A 25460-nucleotide genomic window follows, 5' to 3' on the forward strand; every position below is an offset into this window, starting at 1 on the left:
ATCCGCTCATCTCCTTTTTTTACGATTATTATAGATTCATAGCAAACTCAAATGATTGTGGCTTCTCTGCATTTAATTGGTCTAATTCACGATAGAAATTTTTATATTCAACAATGGATAATTCACCATAAACATAACTTCTTTGTAGATAATCTAGCAATTCATTTACATGTAAAGGATTACGTTGTTTCACTGATTCGAATCGTTTCGTTAGTTCTTTAAGCATGCGCTTCCACCACTTCCGTTTGTTATTTTAACAAGGTGTTTATGTTGATATCAGTATAACATGTAATCGCTTTATTTATTTTCTGTTTAAAAATTCAAACTAACGACACGATCTGACATCGTTGTTAAAAAAATGGGACAAATCTATTAATTTGGTGAGTCAGAGGGACGGGGTCTTGTCTCATTAGTTAAGTAGTGATAGGAAACCTGTCCCCTTTTCCCAAAATCAAGAATTCACCGTAAAAATGGAAAATCCCCGCCATTCGATAACGAAAAAATGGAAGGAAATGGGAGGTGCCTGGCACCTTCCATTTCTTTCCACTTCTTCGGTTATTCCTTCGGTTGTAAGTCTTCTATGGAATCGATGTCCATATACGCAGGAACGACTAGACCTGTTCTTGTTCCAGTTAAGTTTTCGCCTAAATCAACAACGTTATCTTTATGTTTTTCATAGAAAGATTTGTGTGTATTAGGTAACCATGGAGCTACAGATGCGTCACCTTCACCAGTAGCAATCGCCTCAAACATAATCGCTGGATCAACAGGTGTTACTTTTACTTTAAACCCGTGTTGCTCTAGAACTTGCTTTACCACTTCGCCAGAAGCACGTTCTGTATCCCATGGAGTTATAACAATTTCAATGGATTCACCATTGGCTTTTTCAACGCCATCTGTCCACTCATTGACTTTGTCCTGATTTTCCTCAATCCACTTACTAGCTGCTTCTTCGAAGGAAACATCTTGAGCTGCAAACATCACTTGCTCCATATCTTCTGGCTCCCAGTGGAAACGATCAAGAATGGTATAGGCATTAGGCATGTCCTCTTCTAAGCCTTTTCTCACGATGGTATTGATATTTTCAGTGCCACCATAGGTCCCTTTCGGATCTTCTAAGTATTTTAAATCATATTTCGTAAATTTATAGTGTGGGCTCCAACCCGTTACGATAATCGGTTCTTCGTTTCGAATCGCTTCGTCCAACGATCCTAACATTCCAGCCGTTGAACTTTCTTGAAACTCCCAACCCGCTAGGTTTTCATATTCTTCTAACGTATTTCTTGTCTGCTCGGTGATTCCAGCACCTGGCTCAATCCCTGTAATGGTATAATCTACTTCTTCACTGTAATTGGTGGCTGCGCCCTCTCCATTATTTTCCGCATTTGAAGAAGCTTCTTCTCCTCCACAACCTGCTACGACTAAAGATAAAGATAAACCTGCCATTAACCCCAATTTCTTCCATTTTACATTCATCAAAACTCTACAACACTCCTTATGTATGATTTTCTGCTATTCTACTTTTCTACCATCCACTAAATTTTCGAATAACTCTTTATTATTATAACTTTGTTGTTAGTTTTGTACAAACGATAAATACAGTTATTTCTGTTCATGTGATACGTTCAGTTTGATTATATGCCAACTTTCCTAAAACATGCTTCTATTTCGTACATTTTCCTACAAAAGTATTATTTAATGTAAAAAAATGGAAGGTGCCTGTCACCTTCCATTTTTTGCCTCATGAACTTTTAGTTGTTTGCCTTTGACCGTTGTGTGTTTCATGGCGTTTAGGACGATGGGGCCTTTTCCGTTTAGGATTTCGACGAAGCTCGCGTTTTCTTCAATGGTGATGATGCCAATGTCATCTGGCGATATTCCATCTAGTTTTGCAATGGTTCCGACAAAGTCTATGGCTCTGAGTTTCTTTTTCTTGCCTCCATTAAAATAAAGCTTCATGATCCCTTGATCGAGTGCAGCACTTTTGCTAATCTTTACATCCGGTTTCTGCTGTAGTTTCGCTTGGAATGCAGCTTGATTCTGCTCTACTTCTTCTGTTGAAGGCGGATCGATCCTTGGAATCTCAAACCCGATGTATTCTTCGATCGCTTCTAAAAATCGTTCTTCATGTGGAGTCATGAAAGTAATCGCTTTTCCTGACTTGCCTGCTCGACCTGTTCTTCCGGTACGATGAACATAACTTTCTTTTTCAAAAGGAATGTCATAATTAATCACAAGCGAAACGTCTTCCACATCAATTCCTCGTGCAGCGACATCTGTTGCGACCAAATACCGAAATACCCCTCTTTTAAAATCATCCATTACCGCAAAGCGATCTTCTTGGAACATCCCACCATGAAGCTTGTCACATGGATAATCATCAAGGTCTAATTGATCCATTAAATCATCCACTCGCTCTTGAGTCCGACAAAAAATAATGCAGCTATCTGGATTTTCCCTGATGGTAACATCCTTTAAGAGCGCATACTTTTCTTCATCTTTTGTATGTAGTAATGCATGCTGGATTTTATCAACGGTACTTCCAGTTGCTTGGACCTCGATCTCAGTCGGGGTAACCATATACGTCTGACATAGCTTTTTAATATCCTGCGGCATGGTCGCTGAAAATACAGAAGTCACACGGTCTGTTGGCAGCTTCCCAATAATCGCCTCCACTTGTTCGATGAACCCCATATTGAGCATTTCATCCGCTTCATCGATGACCAAATACTTAATTTCTTCGACGGGAAACGTCCCTTTTTCCAAGTGATCAAGTACTCTACCTGGTGTTCCGACAACGACATGTGTTTTTTGCTTTAACGCAAGCTTTTGCTTGTTAAAGGGCTGCTTGCCGTAAAGTGCCAGTGCCTTAATTCGCTTAAATCGCCCAATATTGGTGATGTCCTCTGTTACTTGTGCCGCTAGTTCTCGGGTTGGTGTCAGGATTAAGCATTGCGGCTTATTTTCCTCCCATTCCACCCTTTCGCAAATCGGAATTCCGTATGAAGCGGTTTTTCCGCTGCCGGTTTGTGCGATCACAATTAAATCTTGATCCTCTAGCGCAAGAGGAATGACCTTTGCTTGGACCTCTGTGGGAGTATCATAGTTTAGTCCTTTTAAGGCACGCGTAATTTCTGGACTTAACCCATTGTTAAAAAAATGATTGCTCATGAAATGACCTCGTTTTGTTTTTTTATTAATGTAACCATCATTAGGAATTGCTATTATCGGCTCTGTTAAACCCAACGAAAGTTGAGACCTTATAAAGCATAAAAATGACCTCAAGCAATGTGAGGTCCATTTCCAATTTTGGTAAAAAATTACTCATTTTAAACCAGTATCAAAATCTTTATGATTGCACTTATAAAGTGAAACTTGCATCAGTGGGGAGGTTCTTCATCCCTACTGATGGTTAGTTGAACCAATCGGATCTTTACTGGCAGTTCATCCCCTACCTATCTACTTTTGGTATTCATAAGTATCTTGAGGTAGGGGTCTTACTGCCAGTTAAGACGGGATAAATTTTCTGCTAACTCTTTAATGACATTTTTTGCTTCGGAGGCAAATTCTACCGAAGCATCATAATAATTTTGTCCATTTTTAAGAAGGGAAAAATCACCAATTTCCATTTTTAATAAGGTACTGCCGTTCAGGTCCTCTAACTGATACCGATAGGCCACATCGCCTTCATTCGGTTTTACCTCCCAATTTGACACATATAAGGCAATTTGTAATTCCTTCATTTCTTCAGCTTTTATAATCGTTGTAATAGACTGCCCACCGTTTGGCAAATCCCAAACCACTTTACTTCCCTTACCCATATTTTCACTAGGATAATTTTCAGGCAGTTCATCCCACTGTGCGACATATTTAGGATTAACAAGAACCTCCCATACTTTTGAAGAGGCGGCATTTATACGAACTTCATCTTTTACAATCAGTTTCTCTGTCATTGTTATTCCCTCCTCATGTTCTTCCCATTAACATCTTACATATTTCCGTTTAAATCCAATTCGTTCTTTATCAATTTCTTTTTGGAGCATTTCAGATGCATTGAGGAAACTGCTTTTTTTCTTTTCTCGTTTGACTTCTACGATCCCAACTTCCTTTGCGGTTTCCACTGCTTTTTCATGCAGTGGCAAATAGGAAACCCCCACCGTGTATAAAAAATTATTCATCGAGGCTTTCGTTCGTTCTGGAGCTCCATGAATTTCATTTTTCACCTTATCAAGCATAGCGGAAATCTTGCTCTCTGAGAATTCATGATCTTTGCGATTCCCTAATAACCAGCAATAGCAGCTCCAGCCTCCTGACATTCTTAGCTCATCCCCGCTGGCAATCCATTTATCAGCCACTTCTTGCGCAATTTCTGACTCGGATAACGTGACAGCAACGACATAATCGGAGAGCATGTAAAAATACGCCCCATCCATCCAACGATTGTAATCAGCTTCTGTCATGGCTTTCGGGTCTGCAATAATGCCTGCAAAATACATGGCATCATAGTTCCCTGTTCCATAAAGCTCCTCCGCTAAAGGTTGATCAGTCTTAATTTTCTTTGCGATAGGTTTCATCGCACCAGTTGCCACGCCAAAAACGGGCTCGTGCGCACCATTAGATATGTAAATTTTCTTCGTTCGTTCCTTCCCTAGTGCTTCAAGCTCCCCCATCACCGTTTCAAAATCCATTAGTTGAACTTCCTCTCTATTTTTCATTATAACTAGTTCGTTTATATTCTTTACTCCATCTTCTCCATTTTACCATTAATTATCATGGAGTATTCTACTTCATCGGTCAAATAAAAAAGAGCAGACCCTTAAGGATTTGCTCTCATTTATCATTATATAATTCGCGCTGTTACGATTCCAGCAATGCTTTTCACTTTCTCTTCTAATTCTGGAACGATGTCGCGGTCTACTTTTGTATCAATGTCGATCATCGTGTAGGCATAATCGCCACGGCTACGATTGACCATGTCCGCAATATTTAAGTCATAACTTGAAATCGCTGATGTAAGTTGTCCGACCATATTCGGTACATTTTTATGAAAAACCGCTACACGACGCTTCCCTACATATGGTAAGTGCGCATTTGGAAAGTTTACGGAGTTTTGGATATTCCCAGTTTCAAGATATTCTTTCACTTGGCGAGTCGCCATAATCGCACAGTTTTCCTCTGATTCCTTTGTTGAAGCTCCCAGATGCGGAATCGCTACAACATTTTTCATGCCTAACACATTTTCATTTGGAAAGTCTGTAATGTATTTTCCTACTTTGCCTTCCTCAAGCGCTACTTTGATGTCATCTTCGTTCACAAGTTCACCGCGAGAGAAATTTAAAATATAAACATCGTCTTTCATGATGCTGAATGCTTCTTTATTGAAAATGCCTCTTGTGTCATCTGTTAACGGCACATGGACGGTAATATAATCAGAGTTTGCTAGTAATTGTTCAAGTGTCATCGCACGTTGAACATTGCGTGCTAGATTCCATGCTGTGTCAACTGAAATGAATGGATCAAATCCAATGACATCCATATCTAAATCAAGAGCATCGTTTGCAACGCGTGCTCCAACCGCACCTAAACCGATAATTCCGAGCGTTTTCCCTTTGATTTCTTTACCAACAAATTGCTTTTTCCCAGCTTCTACTTGTTTTGGAATTTGATCGCCTTCATTTTTTAACGTTTGAGTCCAAGAAATTCCTTCAAATAGATTACGAGAAGCCGCCATTAAGGTAGTTAACACAAGCTCCTTCACCGCATTTGCATTCGCTCCTGGCGTGTTAAACACAACAATTCCTTGTTCTGTGCAAGTATCAACCGGAATATTATTCACACCCGCTCCTGCTCTTGCAATCGCCTTTAGGTCGTTACCAAATTTCATTTCATGCATATTAAAGCTACGTACCACAATCGCATCTGGATTTTCACTCTGATCATCAATCACATATTGTCCTTGGTCAAATACATCTAATCCACATTGAGCGATACTATTTAATGTTTTAATTGTTTTTACCTTATCCACCGTTAAAGTTGCCATTCTTTTCTCCCCTTTTGTTGTTTGATAACATCGAATTTTCGGAACAAAAATTGCAGACCATTCTCCTATCTTTCCCCTACAATTCCAGGATCCCCCCTAAATGCATAAAGAGGTAAGGGAGAATAATCCCTTACCTCTGCCCAGGCGAACGGCTTTTCGTTCTATGTGCTCCCTCACGGTACTCCGTGCTTCGCCAGTTACACATAGCCTTTATAATTAATTGAATTGTAACAAAATAAAAACAAACATTCAAGCCTAAATTTTTATTTATGTTCGTGTTTTTTCTTTTTTCATTTGTTTACTTCTTAACTGACCGCACGCAGCATCAATATCGGTCCCTTGTTCTTGGCGGATAACGCAATTGATGCCATGTTTTTTCAACGTATCATAAAAGATGAGAATGCTTTCCTTTTCACTTCGCTCATATTGAATATGTTCATTCACTGGATTATATGGAATCAAGTTAACATACGCCAGATGACGTTTATCCTTCAGCAAGTTCGCAAGTTGCAAAGCTTCTTCCTGATGATCGTTCACATCTCTTAGTAAAATATATTCAATCGTAATACGGCGATTTGTTTTTTCCAAGTAATATTCAAGAGCTTCCATTAGTTTTTCAATTGGATACGCTTTGTTGATTTTCATTATACGGCTACGCAACTCGTTGTTTGGCGCATGCAGCGATAAAGCCAAGTTAACCTGTAATTGAAGATCCGCAAATTCATAAATTTTCGGTGACAAACCACTTGTAGAAACAGTAATATGTCTTGCGCCAATCGCGAGACCCTTTTGATCATTAATGACCGTTAGGAATTTTATGAGGTTCTCGAAATTATCAAATGGCTCCCCAATTCCCATGACAACCACATGGCTGACTCTCTCGTCCTTGCCTTGTTCATCTAGGTGGTGCTGAACATTCATGATCTGCTCAACAATTTCACCGCTAGAAAGGTCACGGTTTTTCGCAAGAATTCCACTAGCGCAGAAGCTACAACCAATGTTACAGCCTACCTGAGTTGTCACACAAACCGAAAATCCGTATTTATGTCTCATTAAGACCGTTTCAATCAAGTTTCCATCCTTTAGGTTAAAAAGAAATTTGATGGTACCATCGGCTGATTCCTGTTTTGTATTTAAAGTTGTGGTATGAATCGAAAAGTTCTCTTCTAATAATTGAAGAAGCTCTTTGTTGACATTACTCATTTTTGAAAAATCTGTAACGCGCTTATTATATAGCCAATCCCATACTTGCGTAGCACGGAATTTTTTGTGACCCCGTTCCAAAAGCCAATCCGTCAATTGTTCAAACGTTAATCCATAGATGGATTCTTTATTCATTGATTACCCTCATTTCAAACGATAAAATTCTTATTTATTGTACTTAATCTTTGCTCAACTGGCAAACGTATTAGTTCAATCCTAATTGTTTATTTCTGGATGGTTTTCCATCCGAACTGTTTTTTTCGAAAAAGTCTTTGTTACTATAAGTATTCCCAAACCGTTTTAGTACAAACTTCCCCATTTTTAACAAAGATACACGCACCTAACCATTTTCGAATATTTTATAGTGGCGAAACAAATAATGACCATATTCAAAGTTATTCTAAAGGAGTTTTTTCGATGCATTGGTATGAGAAGTTAAATAAATACTTTCCTATAGAAGAGATGAAATCGAAGGAGCATATGGAGGCCTTACTGAAAGAGCGTCCGAATATGTACCATAAGGATGAGGGACCGAATCATGTCTTGATGTATGTAGAATTGGATAGCTTTATCTTTATTGACTATCTACTTGTTTCAAGCAAAGCTCGCGGCCAGGGACTTGGTCATAAATTAATTCAAAAATTAAAGCAGAAGAACAAACCCATTATTCTTGAAGTCGAGCCGATTAATTATGAAGATAGTGATACAGCGAAACGACTCCATTTTTATAAAAAAGAAGGGTTTGAGCATGCCCAGTCGATCGGCTATCACAGAAGGTCGTTGGCAACACAAGAAATCAATTCTTTGGAAATTCTATATTGGGCACCTCATGAAGAATCGGAGAAAACGATTTACGAGGCGATGAAGAAAACGTATGACTTGATTCACACGTATAAAGATAAGGATTTTTATGGAGAATCGTACCAACCGGTAGATGAAGTTCTAACCTTTGATCAAAATCAGGAAAAGAATCTGTTCGATGAGATTTAAAAAAGGAGGCTGTTATGAAACAGCCTCCTTTTTCTTATTCGTCCTTTTCTCTTAAACAATGATCACATTCCATGATATAAGACTCTGCTTGCTCCTCAATCACTGCACCACACTCTGGGCACATTCTTTTCGGTAAGTTTCTGAAAAATTCTACTGGACTTTGTAACATGTTTATCCGCTCCTTTTTTATAATACAAATGATTTTCTGTTCTTCTGTTATGGTACAGTATATGCGGGGTAAAACAATGTATGTGGGCTTTTGTGGATTTTTTGTAAAAATAAATGCGGATTTTTAAAAATAGGGCTATTCACCTAAAAGACTTAGAAAAAAAGATTTAAGAACAGTTATCCTATTCTTTTTTAAAATATTTGTATGAACCAAACAGGTTATTCCGAGAAAGTAGTTCCGTTTTATAGAGTATCTTCGCAATACCAGAATAATTAAGTGCTTTTGACCCTGTTATATCAACAAATAAAGAACTTCAACAAATACTACACCAAATAAGGGATTGACAATAACCGTGGTCAGTCTCTTATTTGGTGTAGTAAAAGTGATACTATATACCATGTTGATTGTGTTGCATGCAAAAGGTAATTGTGTGATTTTGTGTGATTAAGAGGACATACATTCCGCTATTTAATTGAAAGGTTGTCTTTTTTTCGCAATTAATGGTAAATAAGGTACTCAGTGTCCGAATATCTTCTAAAATAGCGTTGTCTATGACAATAACGTACTCAGTGTCCGCATAAAACACGTGTAATATTAAGATGGAATTAAATAAAACAACCAAAATATAAGGCATGGAAATCCATGCCTTATATTTTGCTATTTTTTTTGTGATTTCAATTTTTTCCTTCTCTCCACATGCGGAACTACATATTCTAGAACCTCTTTTTGTTCTTTATTCATCCTTGCCTCTTAAACAATGGTCACATTCCATTAAGTAAGACTCTGCCTGCTCCTCAATCGCTTGACCACACTCTGGACACTCTCTTTTTGGTAAACTTCTGAAAAATTCTACTGGACTTTGTAACATATTGACCATCTCCTTTTTATTAGAACAGATTTAATTATCTTACCCTGTTATGGTACAGTATATGTAAGATGAGAGAAGTTATGTGAGCTTTCTAATACTTTTTTTCATTCCTTTATTTACCTGTATTCAGAGCCTGTGAGCAGGGAATTCTTCTAAATAAAAGGAGATGATTTTTTGAGAACTCATGAAAAATCAAACATTTACCTTGAAGATTCAAACCCCATTCGTGAAAGGCTAAAAAGTCGGAATACGGTTGACTTTACTTTTGCTTCGTTAAGGCGGTTGGCCTTGCTACGGCAGACTCGTGACCAGTGATATTTGGATTGGGTTTGGTGGAGCCTCGTTTATGATTAGGTCTTCAATTTATGAAGACTGGTTTTTCTTTTTTATATAGTTATTTTGGTCTTCATTGAGCGGATGAAGGCCATTTTCTTTTTGCCTTCTTACTATTTTGGTCTTCATGGGGCTTGTGAAGACCGATTGGGCTTTGTTTGGTCCCTATTTTGTTTGGTCTTCAGAGTGTCCATGAAGACCTGTATCGCTTTGCCTTAGCTCTATTTTGGTCTTCATCTATATGAAGACCAGTTTCTCTTCGCTCGCACTTCATTTTGGTCTTCATCATGCTTATGAAGACCGTTTCTACCTTGATTCCGCTTTAGTTTGGTCTTCATCGAAGCCATGAAGACCTATTCCTCTATGCATCTACCTTATTTCGGTCTTCATCGAACCCATGAAGACCATTTCATCGCTACTTCCTTACTATTTCGGTCTTTATCAAACTTACGAAGATCGCCTTCATCACTTCTGCGCAAGATTCACCGCGGTGTCGGCAGCTTGGAAATCGACGGACAATTGTTGACGTATGTCATTAGGTTCATAGTACCCTTTTCCAATCATGAAGTCGGTTAGCTTTGCATGGGTTTCTACGGCATCACGTAATTGTTCCCGTAATACGGCGCGGACACTTGGACTAGTTGTTTCTGAAATCGCCACCGAGTAATCTTTGATTGCCGCTTTTGTGGAAATTAAGAAGTCTGTGGCAATGACTTGATCGGTCATTCCGCCCATGCCGACCAATTTTTGAATAAGGTCATTCATTGTACACCCTCCTCATCGCCTAGTAATTCCTGTAATTGCTCCACATGTCTAGTACATGCGGTCACGTCCTCTTCCATAATCGTTTTTAATTCGGGATCCGTAACCAATTTGCTCATCGTGGTTATTTTCGTTAATGATAGATTTTTTGCTGTTAACAACTCATGGACGTCTAACGTTTCATGAAGAGCTAGCTTACTCATTCTTTCTCACTCCAATATTTACATTTTTGCATACATAGCTTTCTTTGATTTCGCTAAATTATTCATTTTTTTCATCCGTATAAAAACAGTGCCAATTAGGGGAAGATAACCATGTTTACTCTTGTTATGGAGGTAATGAAATGGAAGAAAAATTGGCGTTACATGAAACGATGGAAACGCATGAAATCATAAATTTTAAAACGGTTTGCCTATTAAAATCAAAACTGATGCAGGGAGTTTGTTTTGATAATGAACTAAAGAGGTTAATGGAAAAAGATGTCCAACAATCGCTTAAGGATATGGATGAACTTGTAACGTTTTATGAAAAAAATCAACTTTTGCACTGATGTGGAGGTGTTAAAATGGAAGATTACTTAGATCCGAGGAATGCAGAAGGAATGCCGAATTTAGCGGATTCGGCGATTGCGATGGAATTTCTTTTATCTGTTAAAACGGGGATTCGTAACTACGGCTTTGCGTTAACAGAAACAGCGAACCCTGAGCTGCGTAAAATTTTATTTAAACAAATGAATAAAGCGATCGATTTGCATGAGGAGCTCTCCAATTTCATGATTAAAAAAGATTGGTTAAACCCGAGTGACTTCGGCAGACAATACGAGGTGGATTTAAAATCAGCTCAAACCGCTGTCCAAATTGCGAAAATGAATTTATATCCACAAGATACGGATCGGTTGGGTATGTTTGCGACCCCGAATAAATAAAGGAGCTGATACATATGAAAGCTGTTACCTACCAAGGGATTAAAAATGTAGAGGTTCGAGAGGTCAAAACTCCCGATATTAAAAACAATGACGATATTATCGTAAAAATTACGACTTCAGCGATTTGCGGATCTGATTTACATTTAATTCATGGAATGATTCCAAACACACCTACCGATTTTGTCATTGGACATGAGCCTTTAGGGATTGTGGAAGAAGTAGGACCGGAAGTAAAAAAAGTCAAAAAAGGCGATCGGGTGATTATTCCGTTTCAAGCGGCTTGTGGTCATTGCTGGTATTGTAATCACGACTTGACGAGTCAATGTGATAACTCAAATCCACATGGTGAAATAGGAGGCTTTTTTGGCTATTCCGAAACGAATGGTGGAATTGCTGGAGGTCAAGCCGAATATTTGCGTGTTCCCTACGGTAATTTTGCTCCCTTTAAAATCCCTGAAAACTGCGAGGTTGAGGATGAAAAATTAGTCTTAATCGCAGATGCGGCACCTACGGCATATTGGAGTGTCGATAAAGCAGGAGTGAAAGATGGGGACACCGTTGTCATCTTGGGTTGCGGTCCGATTGGATTATTGGCACAAAAGTTTGCTTGGCTAAAAGGAGCTAAACGGGTCATTGCGGTCGATTATATTGATTATCGTTTGGAGCATGCGAAAAAAACGAATAAAGTGGAAACGATTAATTTTGAACAACATGAAAATACGGGTGAATATATTAAAGAAATCACTGGGGGCGGAGCGGATATTGTCATTGATGCCGTAGGGATGGATGGAAAGATCACGCCGCTAGAGTTTCTAGCAACGGGAATGAAACTTCAAGGTGGTGCGTTGGGCGCATTAGTCATGGCGACCCAAGCCGTTCGTAAAGGTGGTACCATTCAAGTAACGGGCGTATATGGTGGTAGGTATAATGCTTTTCCACTCGGGGACATTTTCTCACGTAATATTACCATTTCATCCGGACAAGCACCGGTGATTCCTTATATGCCATTTCTATATGACCTTGCGAATAAAGGAAAAGTTGATATGGCGGATATCATTACCCACGTTCTCCCTCTTGATGATGCAAAACATGGATATGAAGTCTTTGACACCAAAACAGACGATTGCATTAAGGTCGTTTTAAAGCCTTAAGATTCAAATCATTGCCAGCATATGAGAGTCTTTAATTGCAGATATTATATAGAGGAAGGTAACTTTTGTTGCTATCCAAATTTCGAGAGGAGTTGTTTGCGAAATGAATACACTAAACACTCTTTTTAACATGATGGGGAGAAACAAACGCAATATGTTTGGCAAGCGTCGAAACAATAAAACGATCATGTGGACGACATTGATTGGTTTAGGTGCTAGTGCTGCAGCCTATGGTATGAGACGCAATCGAAATGTCGATATCTCTAGAACGGTTCAAAACGCCATGAATACGATGAGAAACGGCAACATGAATCATGCCATGGCTGAATTCGCCCAAGAACTCATGCCAAAACAAAATCGAAAATAAAAAAGAAGTGCCAGGCACCTTCCAGAAACTGGAAGGTGCCTGGCACCCTTTATACTTTAAACTTCCCGACTAAATTATTAAGTTCCTCTGCTAATGAGGATAGTTTGTGGGATGTTTCGGATACGTTTTCCATAGAGCTATTTAGTTGTTGAGTGGTTGCTGCGGTTTCTTCCATACCAGAAAGCGATTCTTCTGAGATTTGAGCAATCTCTTCAAAGATGGTATTAACTTGCTGACTTTCCTTCGTAATTCCCTGTAAATTTTCTGAGATGGCTTGAATTTCATCAACCATCGTGGTAACAGATGAGGTAATCTTATAGAAAGTTTCACTCGTTTCTTTGATTTGAACCGTACCTTGTTGTACCTCTTGATAACCTGTTTTTAAGGATTCTACAACATTGACCGTTTCGTTTTGAATGTTCTCAATGATCAACGAAATGTCCTGCACCGATTGACTGGTTTGCTCAGCTAGTTTGCGAACCTCTTCAGCTACAACTGAAAATCCTCTACCATGTTCCCCAGCCCTTGCTGCCTCAATGGCTGCATTGAGTGCCAATAAGTTGGTTTGGTCGGCAACATCTTGAATAATCGAAGTCAAATTGGTAATTTGCTTACTTTGATTGTTCAATACATTCATTTTAGCCGTAGCCTCTTTTACAATCTCATTAATTCTATTCATTTGTTGATTGGATGTATCCATTAACTCTTTTCCATTATGGGTTAAATCCAATACTTCCACAGATGAGTCGCGAATGGTTTCACCCTTCTTACTTGTATCTTCAACGGTTGAAACAAATTCTTGGACCATGAGCGATAATTCACTTAATTTTTGGGTCTGATCATCTGCAGACGATGCAACTTCCCCCATCGTTGTCGAAATCTGCTCAGTTCCGATTCTCACTTCACCAGCAGCTCCCGATAACTCCTCACTTTGCGTCGATACATGATGAGAGGCTTTTGAAACTTCGGAGATCATAATGGAGATTTTCTCCTTCATCACTTGTGAGGACTCCATTAGTTGACCAATCTCGTCATGACGTTTCTTTCCTTCTAAAGTCGAATGAAAGTTTCCTTTCGAATATTGTATAAGGACGCCAGCTACTTTTTTAATCGGATTCGAAATCGAACGACTAAAGAAAAAGGAAATCATCACTACCACTACAATGGTTATCACGGACATCCACAGGCTAACCGACGAAATATACCGATTGGTTTCTGAGAAGGCAGTAATATCTTGATTAATCTCAATCATCCCTACAAGAACGCTTTTGGTTGGATCATAGATAGGAAGATAGGATACAATTTCCCGATCATTCCTTTTTTCTACCCGATTGCCTTCACCAATTGATTTTATAATCTCCGAATCTTCCATTTGAGTTCCAATGTTTTCTTTTTCCGATGAAACCACAACAAATCCATCTAAATTGTATAGATTCACTTTTACCCCATCATACGATTGGGTGATTTTGTTTAGAAAGGTTCCATCCATACCTGTTTGCAACGTACCGATAACCTCGCTGCCATCCATAATTGGGACAAAGGCCCTTACGGAAAGCCCGCTTTTCCCAACTTCAACTCCAGCATGAGCGTCACCCTGTAAGGCTTGTTCGATAGCCGGAAGGTCCAGTTTATTATCACCGAACTCTCCTGGGTTGTGAGCTCGGAGCACGACCGTTCCTGACGCATCGCCAAATTCAAATACTTTTAAGCCATGTTCCTCCTGAAGTCGAGGGTAAATTTGATTAATTTCCTGTACGAGTCCCTCTCTATCCTTATTTTTCATCATTTGAACGAGGTTCTCATTTTGAGCATAAATTGACGTCAGTCTTAGAAGCTCCTCTGAAACATTATTCATTTCCGTCTTCATGGCGGTTTCGATCTCTTTTTGCTGATCATCAATCAGCCCAGAGAATTCTCTTCCGGTTATGAAAAAAATAATAAAAGCCGTAATCACAAGAGGAAGAACCGTCACAACTAAGAAAATGGTCATTAATTTCTTATTTAAGCTATTAAATTTAAAAATTTCCTTCATCTCTATACCTTTCTAACTATTATTTTTTTACTAGAATAATATATCACAAAAACGACGAAAAGGTTGTAATATTGCATAGGGTGCCAGGCACCTTCCAGTTTCTGGAAAGTGCCTGGCACCCTATTTCTCCTATTTCGGGATTTCCTTTAACACTTTGCATGGATTGCCGACTGCGATGACATTGGATGGGATGTCTTTTGTAACGACACTTCCTGCGCCGATAACGACATTGTCCCCAATGGTTACCCCTGGATTGATGATCACGCCGCCACCTAGCCAGACATTGTCCCCAATGGTGATGGGATGAGCAAATTCAATGCCTTCATTCCGTGGTCCTGGCTCAATTGGATGACCTGCTGTAAATAGACTTACGTTAGGACCAAACATAACATTGTCCCCAATGGTAACAGGTGCACAATCTAAAATCGTACAATTATAGTTACTATAGAAATTTTTACCTAGCGTAATATTGTAACCATAGTCACAGCGAAAAGGAGGTTCAATAAAAAACTCGCCTTTTGTATGGCCTAAGAGCTTTTGAATCAGTTCGTTTCGTTTTTCAACTTCCTTCGGTGATAAGGCGTTGAACTCAAACAACACTTCTTTTGCATGCTGCCTTTCATTGAATAACTCTTCCCCACCCGCAAAATAAGGTTGACCGCTTAGCATCTTTTCTTTTTCCGACATCTTGACACTCCTTCGATAAACTATTCCAGTACTAGGGTACCGATAAACTTTTTAAAAAACAAGGGAAGTGCAGGGGTTGGGGTTCCAATAAATGGAAGGTGCCTGGCACCTTCCATTTATTCCCTCTTAGACTGAGAGTTGATTTTTGTCTTTAATATATAATAGTAGAATCGCGCTGATGATAAGGAGGATGGATGAAATCCAAAGTGATGATTCGTAGTTGCCTGATAGGCTGAAGAGCATGCCAGGGACTAGGGAGCCGATCGCAGCACCGAATTGATGGGTGAAGCTAATAACACCAAACGCTGAGCCCATATGTTTTTCACCAAAAATATGACTACACAACATGGTAAACGGTGCAATCGTGGCAATATCAGTAAACCCATACAGTAGGGCAAAAGTAATTAACCAAAGAGGTTGTTCGATAAACAATAGTAAAATTAGCGCCACGACCCGGATCATAAACAAAACTGATAATATTTTTTGATTGCTAAATTTATCCGTGAGGAAGCCGATCATGACCGTTCCGATGATATTGGATACCCCATACCAAAGCATGACATTTCCTAGAATCACCGCGGAAAAACCTTTGTGTTCTCCTAATGGAATCATATGGGTGTAGATTAAACCGACATCAGTGAAACCGCAGACGACATACGTGATGGTGATCAACCACGTGACTCGATATCGGAATATTAAAAAAATGGATTTTAATAGGGTGCTTAGTTGGAGCTTCTGTTTATCAACCACGTTAACATTTTCAACAGGTATGGCTTGAGCCCGGTTATCCCGATATAAAAAGAAAATCAGTGGAAGTAAAATAAGACCGTATACCGCTCCATACAGAACAAACATCCATTTCCACCCGATCTCTTCAATGAGAAACAGGTTTAGTGGACCGTAAATCATTGGACCAGCTGCCATTCCAACAACAACAATGCTAATCATTAAGCCCTTCTTTTCCTTAAACCATCGAACAATCCCGACTGACACGGTGACATTGGAAACAAATCCAAACCCAACCGAACCAATCAATCCATAAAGAATAATCATATGACCGATATTCGTAGAGAAATAGGATCCGGCTAGACATAAACTAAGAAGGGCCATCCCTACTGTCAGGACTTTACGCGGACCGATGATATCGGAAAGTCTTCCTGCAAAAATAATGCTAATTCCATAGACCGTCAGATTGATAAAAGAAACGAGACTTACCCAAAACCGGTTCACCGAAAACGTTTGCTCCCACTCCGTCACATACGTCCCAAAAGAACCACGGATCCCCATTGCCGCCACCATCACAAGAAAAGATAAAGCCACAATCACATACCCATAATGAAAAGAACGTTTTGTTTTTGTTTCAAACAACGTAACTGATTCCTTGTCCACCTAAACCACCTCTCCAAATTTTAGAAGGTGCCAGGCACCTTCCAGTTTCTGGAAGGAACCTGGCACCCACTTTTTACGCGATCTTATTTTTTTCGATGAATGATATAGTTTAATAGATGTTTCAAGAAGGGGATGTTTTTAGGTGTTTGTTCGATGGTTTCCATCGCCTGGCTATACTGGTCCCACATGGCTTGTTTGGCGCCCTCTACTCCTAGAATAGTGACAAAGGTGGAACGCATGTGTTGGGCATCATCGCCGACTGGTTTACCGAGTTGCTCTGAAGTTCCTTCTACATCTAGGAGATCATCCTTAATTTGAAAAGCGACCCCTGCATGGCGAGCAAATCTTTTCAAAGCTTGAATTTCTTCTTCCTCGACCATGGCAAGGATTGCAGGCATGATCAAAGCCGCCTCAAAGCCAATCCCTGTTTTGTAAAAACACATCGTATTCAATTGCTCCAAGGTCAATGTCTTCCCTTTTGATTCCAAGTCCATCGCCTGTCCCTTGCACATTTCCGCTGTGACTCTTGAGGAGTAACGGATTAGTTGAAGAACAGTTTTGGCGTGAAACTCCTGAAGATTCGTTTGCTCTTCAATCGCCTTTTGCGTTAAAAAAAGACTCGTCAACTCTGCGGTCGCAACATTGTAAACCTTATGTACCGTTTGTCTCCCCCTCCGAATCGAAGCATTATCTTGCGAAGGGAGGTCATCGAGAATTAAAGAAGCTGTGTGCATATATTCCAACGATTTCAACAACGGCTCGATTTCGCTTGGACTTAAACCATAATGTTCGACTCCCATCATCCATGCCATGACAGGTCTTAATCTTTTTCCATCCCCTACAAGACTGTAGTTGGCTGCCTCAACAATATGGTCATGAAAGGATGGATCCAGATCTTTTTCCGTAAGGGGTAATATAGTGTTCAACTCCAAACGAACTTTTTCAACAGTATCTATGAATGTCTCTCGCTCTTGCCGATCTCTTTTCAAATTGGTAATCATATGGTCCCGCAGCAGTTTATCAAAAAAGTCCACATCATCTGCTTTTTCAACCATCTTTTGAATCAATGAATTGAACTGTGGCATATCAGAGGTTAAAAGATTCATCAATTTTTCATACTCGGTATCCCCGATTTTTTCCTTAAACCGCTTCAACCCGTTAATGGCTCGATCGAGAATAACTTCGCGAGTTTTCGCATCCGAACGGTATACATGGTGGATTAAATGAGAGATGACACTCCAATACAATTCAAAGGGATTGATCAAGTCTGGACGCTCGTCGTGATATTTCCAATAATATGTATAGGGAGTGACGGATCCCTCTTGTAAATCATCAAACAGATCCGCGAAATCATCGGCTAATTGATTATAAATGCCATAATAGAACGTGCGGCTTTCAAAGCCTTCATCCTCGGGTGCACTCAGAACCGAGCGAATGATCGAACGAGATGAAAAAGACTTTAGAATCACAGGAATAAAGAGTTCCTCATTTTTATAATGAGGATTGGAAAGAGCCTTTTTGCGATCAACCTCTTGCGATTGAAAAAAGACATAAGCCTCTTCGAAAAAGGACTTCATTTTGCTTGGCTGTTGATGGTTTTTGATATATTCAAAGGCTTCTCGAAGCTCGCTATGTACGAATGTAATGAATTCTTTATTTTTTCCATTCCAATCTCCTAGCTCTGGAACAACTCCTGTTGTCAGGGAGGTGCGGATAAGTTCGGAGTACTGGGTTTCCTCCTGTTGGGACAGGATTTTTGCATCCAAAAGGTCGTCGATGAATGGATAGGTCAATCCATAGGCATAACCAAGTCGAATCGCTTCATCAAGCCTTTTAGCCCGTTCTATGTCTGGTGTCTCGTCCCCCATTTCTTCCCTCACATGCATGAGAACACCGGCAATGATTTTGATTAATTTTCTCACCGCATGATCGGCATCCATTTCCTCTGGAATCTGGGTCGATATCATTTCTAGTTTTTCCATCAGCCAAATATAGGTGTTGGGAATCCCCTCTTCCTGCGCTTTTCGATAAAGCCCGTCTGAGGAAAAGAAGTCTGATTTTTGTTCAGCGTTGTCTTTTGTCAATTTTTCTTTCAGATCGTCTACGATTTGTCGAACTCTTTTTTGTGTCTTCTTTTCATTTAAATCCTTGCCTAAATCCCTCATAAATAGATAGGAAATGCTTCGGTCAAGGTAAGGATCTAGTTTTCCACTGTACCTCATCCACTGGATATAGCTGTGATAATCTGTAGAATCGGGACCTTTCTTTTTTCGAGAAAAAATAGAAAAGAGTGAAGGCTGGTGGATATGTTGTTGTTTCCATGCGTTGAAATCTTGAGTGAGGATTGGGATAAAATCTTTTTCCCTGACGTGAGATACGAGCGCGGCAAAATAGTCGGCAGCCCGCTGCTCCGCCTCCTTATAACATTGTGTTGGATCAATCATTAAAGCCTTGTTCATTCCTTTACCTCCGGGACAGAGGGACAGTTCCGCTGCCCCAGCTCATCAATTCATTTACAAATACAGTATGATACCATTCTATAGCATCATACGAAAGATTAGAACGGAAGGCGCAATAGAAGGTGCCTGGCACCTTCCAGTTACTGGAAATCCTTGAGTTCCTTCTTTATTTTTAGCTTATAAGAAAAGGGTCCATAATACAAGTTTGGAATGTAGGATAGGTTACTGAAGGTGGTGCTTACAACCTCGTTTTCTGTAAAAAAATGGGAGGTGCCTGGCACCTCCCATTTTTTTGGGAATCACTCTTTTATTATCTCGGTCAATTCTTTATAAATCGAAACCACATCATCCAGTTTCATTCGAACAAGTCCACTTGAGGAAGGGGCAACGAAGTCGATGGTTCCTGGAACGATGGATTCTTCTTGTTTTCCCCAAGGAGCTGATTTCCGTCCGCTGTATTGCAGATATACGCCTTTTCCCACAAAACAGACGACCTTCGGGGAATGGGTTTTGATTTTCTTCCTTAGCTCAACCCTGCCATTCTGATATTCTTCCTTTGTAATCTCATCAGCTGCTTTGGTTGGTCTTGAAACGATATTCGTAAAACCATATCCCTGTTCCAATAGCGTTTCATCTTCTTCAGGATGGTACTTTCTTGAGGTTAATCCCGCTTCAAATAAGATTTTCCAAAAACGATTATTGGGATTGGCATAATGATGTCCCGTTTCACCCGAGCGAATACTTGGATTAAATCCCACAAAAAGAATCTTCAAATGATCATCTATAATATCAGGAATAGAATTCAAGAAATCCCTCCAATTTTTGACAGGCGCCAGGCACCTTCCAGTTCCTGGAAGCCACCTGGCGCCCAACTTATTTTGCAAGTGCTTCTATTCGATAGGCGGTTTCGAATCCGCCTCTTGTGGCGTCGGCTAGTGTGGCATGACCCGCGGCATCGCCAATAACGAATACATGTTCAAAATGCGCTTTAAGCATTTCTTCTAATGGATTATACGCGGTGACTCCCATGGCGACAACGACTTGATCCACTTCAACTTTCTTCTGCCCACTTGTTTGCGTATCTTCCAATAACACCCCGGTCTCTTGAATTTTCTCGACTTTATGATCAGTAATAATGTGAACGCCGAGCTTTTTCAACTTTTCAAACAAGCGTAATCGAGTGGCACCGCTGATTTTACTACCTGACTTTGTTGGTAATTCAACATACGTCACGGTATTCCCTTTTTCAGCAAGCCCTTTTGAGGTACTGTAACATACCATCCCACTTCCTAACACAGCCACTCTTTGATCGTTTAGGACCTTCTTTTCCTTTTTAACATCAATGTAGTGACAAACGTTTGGCAAGTCAACTCCCTCGATTTCTGGAGTGAACGGTTGTGAGCCTGTTGCTAGTAAAATTGCATACGGGTTTAACGACTGGATTTCTGCAAGGGTTGCCTCTGTATTCAGTCTTACATCGACCCTCAGTCGGTTTAATTCATTTTTCATATATTCCACATACCATTTTGTTTTCTTGCGATAAACAGGCTCTGTGACTAGTTTCAGTTGCCCGCCAAGTTGGTCGTTTTTTTCAAATAAGGTAACGCTGTATCCTTTTTCTGTTAAAACTCTTGCTGCTTCCATACCGCCAGGGCCTCCCCCAACAATTACCACATGTCGAGGCTCGTCTACTTTTTCAAAATGGGGAAATTCCAATTCCCTACCGGCTCTGGCGTTCACTGAGCACTCTATATACTCTTTAGAATAGACACAATGTAGACAAGAGATACACATTCTAATTTCCGCTTCACGACCTTCCGAGACTTTGCGTACCCATTCCGGATCAGCGATATGACCACGACCGATGGCAACAAAGTCTGCTTTTCCGTCCGCAATAATGGATTCTACATATTTCGGTTGTCGGATATTCCCAACGGCAATAACCGGGATGTCAACCTCTTTTTTGAGCTCCTCCGCAAGATAGACTCTCCAGCCCTGCTCAAATACAGGGGATTCAATGACCGTCTCCATCGAATTATAGTTCCCAGCACTAGCATGAAGGCCATCTACACCCAAACTTTCAAGGTGCTTAGCAATTTTCTTACTTAGAGCGACATCTGTTCCGCCTTCATCAAATTCGTCAACACTTAGTCTGACAATCACAGGATAGTCGGCGCCGCACTGCTCTTTAACTCCAACTACAATTTCCTCTAAAAATCTAATTCTATTTTCAAAAGAACCACCGTATTCGTCTTTCCTCACGTTTGCATTCGGACTTAGGAAATTGTTAATTAAATAGCCGTGGGCTGCATGAATTTCAACTCCGTCAGCGCCCGCATGTTTGGATCGAACAGCTCCTTGAATAAACTTTTGTACCAAGTCTTTGACTTCTTCGGTAGTCAGTTCTCTCGGTTCTTCCCCTACCGCTTTGATCATCACAGGACTTGGACCGACAATTTGTTTTCCCCCTGTCAACAAGGAATTCGATTGCCGCCCAGCATGATGGAGCTGTACAAAAAGTTTAGCCCCATGTTTATGTATAGCATTCGTTAACCTCTGCAGCTCTGGTATAAAATTATCGTGATCGATTCGTAATTGATTGGGTGCACCTTTTCCTAGCTCGTGATCGATGGTGGTAAATTCTGTGATAATTAATCCTACGCCACCTTCTGCTCTCTCTTCATAATATTTTATAATCCGGTCCGTGACTTCTCCATTTGGACCAGCAAAGTTAGTGGACATTCCAGGCATGACAATTCGATTTTTTAACGTTAACGTGCCAATCTTGCCTGTACTTAAAACATGATTATACAAAATTAAGTCCCCCTCATGATTTCGCAATAATAACTCTCTATTTCATCATTATAAGTCAATAAATTCGACATTTCTGTGCGAAATGTAACAGATATATGGAGAAGATTTGACATAAGTTTAATGTCTGATGGTAAAAAATGTAAGGTGCCAGGCACCTTACATTTTTTTACAGTGGATCACTGGTTTGAAGTACCACTCCTAATTTTTGATTGGAATCACTTTTATAAAAAAGTGGTTATGCTATCCTTTATGGAGAATGATTCTCGAAAAAGAAAGGGGCACGTTCATATGGCGTTTTATCATGATTTATCTACATACTATGACCAGATTTTTCCACTCAATCAAACCGCTTATGCATTTATCTCAAACTGTTTTCAAAAAGGGGATTCTATCATTGATATGGGTGCGGGAACTGGGAATATGGCGATAGCCCTTGCTCAAGGAGGATTGCAGGTTACAGCATCTGAACCGGAAGAAACGTTGGTCGAGTCCATAAAGAAAAAAGCAGCGGAAAAAGGCATTTCACTGTCCGTACATACGAAGACAATGGAAAAACTCGGTGAATTTCAGGAGAACTTTGATGGAATTCTTTGTGTTGGAAATACATTGCCCCATTTACCTAATATTGTGGAAGTTGAACGTTTTTTAGGTCAGTGTTATGAAAAATTAAAGGAAAATGGCAAGCTGATTCTTCAGCAAGTTAACTATGACAAGGTACTAGCTAAAGATGACTTTTCGTTTCCTGTGATTGAAAAAGAAAATTTCACTTTTACAAGGCATTATGAAAAAAAGAATGAGCATATTCATTTCACATCAAGATTAACCATTGACGGAGAAACCATCGACAATACGATTCCTTTATATCCCATAACCTCACAACAATTAAAACAAGCGCTAGAAAAAGTAGGATTCCAAAATATCAACCAATACGGAAACTTCAAAGAGGAAAATCACACCAGCGAATCACCCGCATTGGTAACAGTCGCACGTAAATAATCTTGCAAATGGAAGAAAATGGGAGGTGCCAGGCACCCCCCATTTTCTTCCATTTAATCCCGACCAAATAAAAAACCGAAGTTCAATATGAGAACTTCAGTTTTTTACAATATATGGAAGGTGACTGGCACCTCACTTAAATGACCAATTTTAATTACGCTTGGTTACCAGATCCAAAGATTGCGATTTTTTCTAGTACGACTGCTTTGATTGCGTCACGGCCTGGTTGCATGTATTTACGTGGATCATATACGTCTGTTTTCTCAGCTAATACTTCGCGAACACGTTTTGTGAAAGCCATTTGGTTTTCTGTATTTACATTAATTTTAGAAGTTCCTAATGAGATAGACTTTTTAATATCCTCTTCAGGGATCCCTGTTCCACCGTGTAGAACAAGTGGCATATTTGTAAGATTCTTGATTTCTTCCATTTCCTTATAGCCTAGTTTTGGTTCACCTTTGTAAGGTCCGTGTACAGAACCTAATGCAGGAGCAAGGCAGTCGATACCAGTTTGATCAACAAGCTGCTTACATTCTTGTGGATCTGCATAAATAACTCCATCTGCAACTACATCGTCTTCTTGCCCACCAACAGTTCCTAATTCAGCCTCAACAGATACACCGTTCGCATGCGCATATTCAACCACTTTTTTAGTGATTTCGATGTTTTCCTCAAATGGGTGGTGAGAGGCATCGATCATAACAGATGTAAATCCTGCATCAATGGCTTCCTTACATTTATCAAAAGAAGAACCATGGTCTAAATGAATTGCAACAGGAACGGTAATGTTCATGTCTTCTAAAAGTCCTTTGACCATCATCACGATTGTTTTAAATCCGCTCATGTGACGAGCCGCACCTTCTGAAACACCTAAAATCACAGGTGATTTCGCTTCTTCTGCTGCAGCTAGAATCGCTTGTGTCCATTCAAGGTTGTTAATATTGAATTGACCTACCGCATATTTATTTTCTAAAGCTTTGTTTAACATTTCAGTCATTGAAACTAATGGCATATTGTGTTTCCTCCTCTTTGAAATAAGTACTTTACCACTGTGCAGTCTTTTACCGATAAAATAGATCTCATGTATAAATTTATGCCTATATTATGTAAGATAACCACTGCTATATTATATATGAAAAAAAGTTTTTTTTCATAAAAATCCAATATAAAAGGATAGACTATGCTGAATGTTCAACATTTGGACACTTTTATGAAACATGGGGACGGTTCTTCGTGTTTCACTAATGGTGACTATTTTTTAAAAACAAGGGGCTCAAAATATTGAATGAAACATTTAGAACCGTCCCCTTGTTTCATTGAAATGGACTGTTAAAAGTTGTAGATTAAAAACAGAAGGTGATTAAATGGACATTGAAAAATATTTGGATCGTATCGATGCTGTTAAGATAAATGAGCCTACACTTGACTATCTTGCTCATATACAGAAACAGCACGTATTATGTGTACCTTTTGAGAATGTAGATATTATTCGTAAAAAACGTCTGTCATTAAATGTTGATGCGCTTTATCAAAAATTAGTGATTGAAAGACATGGAGGTGTGTGTTACGAGTTAAACGGTTCATTTTTCCATCTACTAGAGGAGCTTGGATTTAGACCTTATTTAATGGCTGGAACTGTGTATGCAGGAAATGGCAAGTGGGCGTTTGAAAACACGCATATGTTCATCATCGTTCCCGTCGATGGCGAGGAATATTTAGTAGACGTTGGGTTCGGCGGGAATTGTCCGAGACTTCCAGTCCCCTTCAGCGGTGAAGAAGTGATCGATACGGATGGAATTTATCGAGTGAAAAAAGAGGAAGCTGTTTCACTTTATTATTTACAGAAAAAATCTAGTGATGAGTGGGAAACGTTGTATCGATTTGAACCACCAACGCCGGATAAATGGACTTTTGAAACCATTCAACCGATCTGTGTTTGGACGGAAACCTCTCCTGATTCGAAGTTTAACAAGATCTATTTTTTGTCACGAGTAACGGAAGATGGTCGAATTACGTTATCTGGTGACACGTTGACGATTGTTAATGGTAGCGAAAAGGTAAAGGAAAAAGTGGAAGATTGTGAGATTAGTGAGGTTGCTCGCCGATATTTTGGGTTGGAGATCTGATTTCGTAATAAGTAAATTCAAAAAACACATGGAGTTAAACTACTCTATGTGTTTTTTAATAGATTGCAACATTATCTATATTTTTTATGAATAAACTAAAACATATATTCTCAATACATTCTATTGTAATCCGATAAAATTAGTTGTAT

At 39.6% G+C, this 25460-nt stretch carries 25 protein-coding genes and 1 riboswitch; of the genes, 7 read left to right on the forward strand and 18 right to left on the reverse strand.

Going from position 1 to position 25460, the window contains the following annotated elements; genetic code table 11:
- Positions 1-28: 28 nt before the first annotated feature.
- The 7 genes from yppF to rlmN all read right to left on the reverse strand — a co-directional run bounded on the left by yppF (position 29) and on the right by rlmN (position 7378).
- A complete protein-coding gene (gene yppF, locus Q5760_RS21195; protein WP_428909569.1) occupies positions 29-226 on the reverse strand; it encodes a YppF family protein in 198 nt (65 codons plus the stop codon).
- A 329-nt stretch (positions 227-555) separates the two neighbouring features.
- On the reverse strand, positions 556-1476 hold the full coding sequence (locus Q5760_RS21200) for a glycine betaine ABC transporter substrate-binding protein (protein ID WP_428909570.1): 921 nt from the start codon (positions 1474-1476) through the stop codon (positions 556-558).
- Between the two features lie 246 nt (positions 1477-1722).
- The gene (locus Q5760_RS21205) at positions 1723-3171 is read right to left on the reverse strand and encodes a DEAD/DEAH box helicase (protein WP_428909571.1); all 1449 of its coding nucleotides are present in this window, start codon (positions 3169-3171) and stop codon (positions 1723-1725) included.
- 326 nt (positions 3172-3497) lie between these two features.
- Positions 3498-3953, reverse strand: a complete 456-nt coding sequence (locus Q5760_RS21210) for an SRPBCC family protein (RefSeq protein WP_428909572.1) — start codon at positions 3951-3953, stop codon at positions 3498-3500.
- 27 nt (positions 3954-3980) lie between these two features.
- Positions 3981-4688 (reverse strand): DNA alkylation repair protein, encoded by a 708-nt coding sequence (locus tag Q5760_RS21215; protein WP_428912652.1) that lies wholly within the window; start codon positions 4686-4688, stop codon positions 3981-3983.
- 152 nt (positions 4689-4840) lie between these two features.
- The gene (locus Q5760_RS21220) at positions 4841-6040 is read right to left on the reverse strand and encodes a phosphoglycerate dehydrogenase (protein WP_428909573.1); all 1200 of its coding nucleotides are present in this window, start codon (positions 6038-6040) and stop codon (positions 4841-4843) included.
- 131 nt (positions 6041-6171) lie between these two features.
- Positions 6172-6251: riboswitch (ZMP/ZTP riboswitch) on the reverse strand.
- Between the two features lie 56 nt (positions 6252-6307).
- Positions 6308-7378, reverse strand: a complete 1071-nt coding sequence (rlmN, locus tag Q5760_RS21225; RefSeq protein ID WP_428909574.1) for a 23S rRNA (adenine(2503)-C(2))-methyltransferase RlmN — start codon at positions 7376-7378, stop codon at positions 6308-6310.
- A 282-nt stretch (positions 7379-7660) separates the two neighbouring features.
- Between rlmN and Q5760_RS21230 the strand changes: the two genes are divergently transcribed.
- A complete protein-coding gene (locus Q5760_RS21230) occupies positions 7661-8233 on the forward strand; it encodes a GNAT family N-acetyltransferase (RefSeq protein WP_428909575.1) in 573 nt (190 codons plus the stop codon).
- A 34-nt stretch (positions 8234-8267) separates the two neighbouring features.
- Here the strand turns inward: Q5760_RS21230 and yhfH (Q5760_RS21235) are convergent, their stop codons facing one another.
- From yhfH (Q5760_RS21235) to Q5760_RS21250, 4 genes are all read right to left on the reverse strand, one after another.
- On the reverse strand, positions 8268-8402 hold the full coding sequence (gene yhfH / locus Q5760_RS21235) for a protein YhfH (protein ID WP_428909576.1): 135 nt from the start codon (positions 8400-8402) through the stop codon (positions 8268-8270).
- A gap of 733 nt (positions 8403-9135) precedes the next feature.
- On the reverse strand, positions 9136-9270 hold the full coding sequence (gene yhfH / locus Q5760_RS21240) for a protein YhfH (protein WP_428909577.1): 135 nt from the start codon (positions 9268-9270) through the stop codon (positions 9136-9138).
- 798 nt (positions 9271-10068) lie between these two features.
- Positions 10069-10368: a spore coat protein gene (locus Q5760_RS21245; protein WP_428909578.1), complete on the reverse strand. Its 300-nt coding sequence runs from the start codon at positions 10366-10368 to the stop codon at positions 10069-10071.
- On the reverse strand, positions 10365-10568 hold the full coding sequence (locus tag Q5760_RS21250; RefSeq protein ID WP_428909579.1) for a hypothetical protein: 204 nt from the start codon (positions 10566-10568) through the stop codon (positions 10365-10367). The genes Q5760_RS21245 and Q5760_RS21250 overlap by 4 nt, the downstream gene beginning before the upstream one ends.
- A gap of 140 nt (positions 10569-10708) precedes the next feature.
- Between Q5760_RS21250 and Q5760_RS21255 the strand changes: the two genes are divergently transcribed.
- The 4 genes from Q5760_RS21255 to Q5760_RS21270 all read left to right on the forward strand — a co-directional run bounded on the left by Q5760_RS21255 (position 10709) and on the right by Q5760_RS21270 (position 12808).
- Complete coding sequence (locus tag Q5760_RS21255; protein ID WP_428909580.1) at positions 10709-10915, forward strand: spore coat protein; 207 nt, start codon at positions 10709-10711, stop codon at positions 10913-10915.
- A gap of 15 nt (positions 10916-10930) precedes the next feature.
- On the forward strand, positions 10931-11290 hold the full coding sequence (locus tag Q5760_RS21260; protein ID WP_428909581.1) for a spore coat protein: 360 nt from the start codon (positions 10931-10933) through the stop codon (positions 11288-11290).
- Positions 11291-11304: 14 nt separating this feature from the next.
- Positions 11305-12441 (forward strand): zinc-dependent alcohol dehydrogenase, encoded by a 1137-nt coding sequence (locus Q5760_RS21265; protein WP_428909582.1) that lies wholly within the window; start codon positions 11305-11307, stop codon positions 12439-12441.
- 103 nt (positions 12442-12544) lie between these two features.
- Positions 12545-12808 carry a hypothetical protein gene (locus tag Q5760_RS21270; protein WP_428909583.1) on the forward strand — a complete coding sequence of 88 codons (264 nt, stop codon included), beginning with the start codon at positions 12545-12547 and terminating at the stop codon, positions 12806-12808.
- A gap of 49 nt (positions 12809-12857) precedes the next feature.
- On the opposite strand, the gene Q5760_RS21275 is transcribed toward Q5760_RS21270, so the two are convergent.
- From Q5760_RS21275 to Q5760_RS21300, 6 genes are all read right to left on the reverse strand, one after another.
- Positions 12858-14840 carry a methyl-accepting chemotaxis protein gene (locus Q5760_RS21275; protein ID WP_428909584.1) on the reverse strand — a complete coding sequence of 661 codons (1983 nt, stop codon included), beginning with the start codon at positions 14838-14840 and terminating at the stop codon, positions 12858-12860.
- Between the two features lie 129 nt (positions 14841-14969).
- Positions 14970-15527, reverse strand: coding sequence for a sugar O-acetyltransferase (locus Q5760_RS21280; RefSeq protein ID WP_428909585.1), 558 nt, complete (start codon positions 15525-15527; stop codon positions 14970-14972).
- 126 nt (positions 15528-15653) lie between these two features.
- The gene (locus Q5760_RS21285; RefSeq protein WP_428909586.1) at positions 15654-16916 is read right to left on the reverse strand and encodes an MFS transporter; all 1263 of its coding nucleotides are present in this window, start codon (positions 16914-16916) and stop codon (positions 15654-15656) included.
- Between the two features lie 83 nt (positions 16917-16999).
- A complete protein-coding gene (locus tag Q5760_RS21290) occupies positions 17000-19375 on the reverse strand; it encodes a polyprenyl synthetase family protein (protein ID WP_428909587.1) in 2376 nt (791 codons plus the stop codon).
- A gap of 299 nt (positions 19376-19674) precedes the next feature.
- The gene (gene mug / locus Q5760_RS21295) at positions 19675-20181 is read right to left on the reverse strand and encodes a G/U mismatch-specific DNA glycosylase (protein WP_428909588.1); all 507 of its coding nucleotides are present in this window, start codon (positions 20179-20181) and stop codon (positions 19675-19677) included.
- 67 nt (positions 20182-20248) lie between these two features.
- Positions 20249-22189, reverse strand: coding sequence for an FAD-dependent oxidoreductase (locus Q5760_RS21300; protein WP_428909589.1), 1941 nt, complete (start codon positions 22187-22189; stop codon positions 20249-20251).
- Positions 22190-22309: 120 nt separating this feature from the next.
- On the opposite strand from Q5760_RS21300, the gene Q5760_RS21305 reads away from it, so the two are divergent.
- Positions 22310-23185: a class I SAM-dependent methyltransferase gene (locus tag Q5760_RS21305; RefSeq protein ID WP_428909590.1), complete on the forward strand. Its 876-nt coding sequence runs from the start codon at positions 22310-22312 to the stop codon at positions 23183-23185.
- A 154-nt stretch (positions 23186-23339) separates the two neighbouring features.
- Here the strand turns inward: Q5760_RS21305 and Q5760_RS21310 are convergent, their stop codons facing one another.
- Entirely contained in the window at positions 23340-24197 is an 858-nt protein-coding gene (locus Q5760_RS21310) for a class II fructose-bisphosphate aldolase (protein ID WP_428909591.1), read from the reverse strand.
- Between the two features lie 352 nt (positions 24198-24549).
- On the opposite strand from Q5760_RS21310, the gene Q5760_RS21315 reads away from it, so the two are divergent.
- Positions 24550-25311, forward strand: coding sequence for an arylamine N-acetyltransferase family protein (locus Q5760_RS21315; RefSeq protein WP_428909592.1), 762 nt, complete (start codon positions 24550-24552; stop codon positions 25309-25311).
- Positions 25312-25460 lie beyond the last annotated feature (149 nt).

It is taken from the genome of Niallia sp. Kr1 (assembly GCF_050389805.1).
Taxonomy (GTDB): domain Bacteria; phylum Bacillota; class Bacilli; order Bacillales; family Cytobacillaceae; genus Bacillus_BD.